The organism is Pseudomonas agronomica, from assembly GCF_025917275.1.
Taxonomy (GTDB): Bacteria; Pseudomonadota; Gammaproteobacteria; order Pseudomonadales; family Pseudomonadaceae; genus Aquipseudomonas; species Aquipseudomonas agronomica.
In genome coordinates this window covers 1-3360 of sequence record NZ_JAOSHO010000522.1, presented here as the reverse complement: position 1 = coordinate 3360, position 3360 = coordinate 1, and the positions used below count along the sequence as shown (strand labels likewise).

Genomic DNA, 3360 nt, shown 5'->3' with positions numbered 1-3360 from the left:
GACCCTCGCCGGTGAAGCGCCAATCGTTGAAATGGCCAAGGTAATGGCTGCCGTCGGCGCCGATCAATTCACCCTTGCCGGTCAGCGCGCCATCCTTGAACTGGCCGATCCAGACATCGCCGTCGGCGTTCTCGTAGCGGCCTCGGCCATTGAGCTGGTTGTTCTTGAAGCCGCCGATGTAGACATCGCCATCGGCGCTGTTGAAGGTGCCCTTGCCCTGGAGTTGGCCGTCGACGAAATGCCCGGTGAACTGGTTGCCGCTGGCGTCGAAGCGCTGGCCTTCGCCATTCGGCTTGCCGTTGACGAACGGGCCCTGGTACTGGCTGCCGTCATCGAGTTCGAGGCGGCCGAGGCCGGAATAACGGTCGGCCTTGAACTCGCCCCGGTAGGTCATGCCGTTTTCCTTGAGCGTCCCTTCGCCGTCCCGCCGGCCCTGCTTGAAGCCACCGGTGTAGCTGCTGGTCGGCGTGGTCAGGCTGCCCTGGCCATGGAACAGCCCATGCTCGAATTGACCGCGATAAACCTCGCCATTGCTGCCGTGCCATTCGCCGGCGCCGTGCCACTGGCCCTTGTCGAATTGACCGGCGTACCAACTGCCGTTGGGGTAGTCGATGCGCCCCTGGCCTTGCAGCAGGCCGTCCACCAGATCGCCGCGATAACGCCCGCCGTCGGGCAGGCGGGCATCGGGAGGCAACGGCGATTCGCCGTCGCCGCAAGCGGTGAGCAGAAGGGCCAGGGTCAGGGGGGCAAGTGCGCGCATAACGGGATCCAAGTAATCAGGCGACGAGTATGCCGCAGCTATGCGCGTTGAAGCGATGCGAAACTGCATGAGCGGTTTCGCGACCGCAAGGGTCTACACGAAGCAGAGTGACAGCGGCTCGGCAATGTAGGCCGGTTTTTCCGACCCTTCGATTTCCAGGGTGGCAGTGGCCTTGAGCAACCATTGGCCGGGTTTTTTCTCGGTGGCGTCCACCAGTTCGACCTTGAGCCGGACCTTCGAGTCGACTTTTACCGGCTGGATGAAGCGCACGCTGTCCAGCCCGTAGTTGACGACCATCTTCACGCCTTCGGGCAGGATCAGGATGTCTTCCATCAGCTTGGGTATCAGCGACAGCGACAGGAAACCGTGGGCGATGGTGCTGCCGAACGGTGTCTGCGCGGCCTTCACCGGGTCGACGTGAATGAATTGGAAGTCGCCTGTGGCTTCGGCGAACAGATTGATGCGGTCCTGGTCGATGGTCAGCCAATCGGAACATCCCAGTTCCTTGCCGACATAATCCTTGAGCGCTGTAACGGGAACGTAGGGCATTGAGACTCTCCTTGGTTCATCTGTCCTGCTTTTATGGAACGGGGATCCGCGCCCCCGAGAACCACTGTAGATCAACATGGCGCGCCGGGAAGGTCATCGACCATGCTTTTTACGAATGCCGAACCATAGCGCGGGCGTGCTTAAATGCGTCACTGGTTATTCCTGTAGGAGCTGCCGAGTGCAACGAGGCTGCGATCTTTCCCCTGCCAATTGGATCGGAAGCGAAACATCAAAAGATCGCAGCCTCGTTGCACTCGGCAGCTCCTACAGGTGTGGGGTTCATGTTTGTGGGGGAGAGAGCGGATGTTGCTAAGGGGCCTGACCTGGCTGGTGCTGTTCCAATTGCTGGGCACCGCCATCAATCATTTGTTCCTGCCGATCCTGCCGGGGCCGATCGTGGGGCTGCTGCTGATGCTGGGCTACCTGATCGCTCGCGGCGAAGTGAGCGAACCGTTGAACCTGGCCGCCAGCAGCCTGTTGCGCTACCTGCCGTTGCTGCTGGTACCGCCGGCGGTGGGGGTGATGGTCTATGCGCGAGCGATCGCCGCCGACTTCTGGGCCATTGTTGGCGCGCTGGTGCTGTCGCTGATCCTGTCCGTGATGCTGACGGGCGTGTTGATGCAGCGCCTGGCCCGGCGCCATGTTGTCGAATCGGAGGACGCGCCATGATGTTCGATTGGCAGGGCGCCTGGACCTCAGTCATCCACCATCCGCTGTTTGGCATCGGCATCACCCTGGGTGCTTATCAATTGGTGTTGGCGGCATTCGAGAAGACCCGCTGGGTATTCCTCCAGCCGGTGTTGATGTCGATGCTGGTGCTGATCGCCGTGCTGGTCGGCTGCGGTATCAGCTACGCCGAATACCGCAAGAGCACTGAAATCCTCAGCATCCTGCTGGGGCCGGCGACGGTGGCGCTGGCGGTGCCGCTGTACTTGAACCTGCGGCGAATCCGTCAATTGTTCTGGCCGATTTTTACTACGCTGGTGATAGGCGGGGTGTTTGCCACCGGGTCTGCGGTGGTGTTGGGCTGGGCGTTCGGCGCCGAGCACATGATCCTCATGACGATGGCGCCCAAGTCCGTGACGTCGCCCATCGCGATGCTGGTGGCCGAGCAGATCGGTGGCGTGGCGGCGATGGCGGCGGTGTTCGTGTTGATCACCGGTGTGCTCGGGGCGATCCTCGGCCCGAGCATTCTGACCCGATTGGGTGTCCACAGTCCCGAGGCCCGCGGCATGGCCCTGGGCCTGACGGCCCATGCGGTGGGCACTTCAGTGGCATTGCAGGAAAGCGAGGAAACCGGTGCCTTCGCGGCGCTGGCGATGAGTCTGATGGGCGTGGCCACGGCGGTGCTGCTGCCGCTGGTGGTGTCGATGACGGTTTAAGGAACGAGTTATGAGCTTGCCGCTGTTTCCGTTGAACACCGTGTTGTTCCCCGGTTGCATTCTCGATCTGCAGATTTTCGAGGCGCGTTACCTCGACATGATCGGACGCTGCATGAAAAAGGGCGAAGGCTTCGGGGTGGTGTGCATCCTCGATGGCGAGGAGGTCGGCATCGCGCCTGACGGCTATGCACGGGTGGGCTGTGAAGCGCTGATCACCGACTTTTCCCAGCAGGAGAACGGCCTGCTGGGCATTCGGGTGCAGGGCGGCCGGCGTTTTCTCGTGCATAGCAGCAGCGTCCAGGCCGATCAGCTCACCGTGGCGCAAATCGAATGGCTGGAAGACGAGCCGGAACAACCGCTGCAGGATGAAGACGCCGACCTGGTCGCGCTGCTCAAGGCCTTGGCCGAGCACCCGATGGTCGAAGCGCTGAACATGGGCACCGAAGCCACCGGCCAGCAGTCCCTCGCCAATCAACTGGCCTATCTGCTGCCGTTCAACGAACTGGACAAGCTCGACCTGTTGCAACTCGACGATCCGCAACAGCGGCTGGATGCGATCCAGGCGTTGCTCGATGAGTTGCAAGGCGAGCTGTTTGCCTGATCCCTACTGATAGGGCTGATCCTGTGGGAGCGAGCTTGCTCGCGATGACGGCGGCACATTCAACATTG

The 3360-nt window shown here is 61.8% G+C and carries 5 protein-coding genes; 3 read left to right on the top strand and 2 right to left on the bottom strand.

Annotated elements, in window-relative coordinates; genetic code table 11:
* The coding region (locus OC610_RS23805) for an MORN repeat-containing protein (RefSeq protein ID WP_408636637.1) at positions 1–760 on the bottom strand (760 nt) is incomplete at its 3' end.
* A 93-nt stretch (positions 761–853) separates the two neighbouring features.
* Positions 854–1309, bottom strand: a complete 456-nt coding sequence (locus OC610_RS23800; RefSeq protein ID WP_264431331.1) for a MaoC family dehydratase — start codon at positions 1307–1309, stop codon at positions 854–856.
* Between the two features lie 303 nt (positions 1310–1612).
* Between OC610_RS23800 and OC610_RS23795 the strand changes: the two genes are divergently transcribed.
* From OC610_RS23795 to OC610_RS23785, 3 genes are read left to right on the top strand one after another with little or no spacing between them, the layout of a single operon-like run.
* Positions 1613–1978 (top strand): CidA/LrgA family protein, encoded by a 366-nt coding sequence (locus tag OC610_RS23795; protein ID WP_264431330.1) that lies wholly within the window; start codon positions 1613–1615, stop codon positions 1976–1978.
* Positions 1975–2691, top strand: a complete 717-nt coding sequence (locus OC610_RS23790) for an LrgB family protein (protein ID WP_030140385.1) — start codon at positions 1975–1977, stop codon at positions 2689–2691. The genes OC610_RS23795 and OC610_RS23790 overlap by 4 nt, the downstream gene beginning before the upstream one ends.
* Positions 2692–2701: 10 nt before the next feature.
* Positions 2702–3292, top strand: a complete 591-nt coding sequence (locus OC610_RS23785) for an LON peptidase substrate-binding domain-containing protein (RefSeq protein ID WP_264431327.1) — start codon at positions 2702–2704, stop codon at positions 3290–3292.
* Positions 3293–3360: the final 68 nt, after the last annotated feature.

What these genes read in the sequence shown, in the direction of transcription:
- OC610_RS23800 (WP_264431331.1), bottom strand. Translation starts at nt 1,309, where the DNA reads ATGCCCTACGTTCCCGTTACAGCGCTCAAGGATTATGTCGGCAAGGAA.
- OC610_RS23795 (WP_264431330.1), top strand. Translation starts at nt 1,613, where the DNA reads ATGTTGCTAAGGGGCCTGACCTGGCTGGTGCTGTTCCAATTGCTGGGC.
- OC610_RS23790 (WP_030140385.1), top strand. Translation starts at nt 1,975, where the DNA reads ATGATGTTCGATTGGCAGGGCGCCTGGACCTCAGTCATCCACCATCCG.
- OC610_RS23785 (WP_264431327.1), top strand. Translation starts at nt 2,702, where the DNA reads ATGAGCTTGCCGCTGTTTCCGTTGAACACCGTGTTGTTCCCCGGTTGC.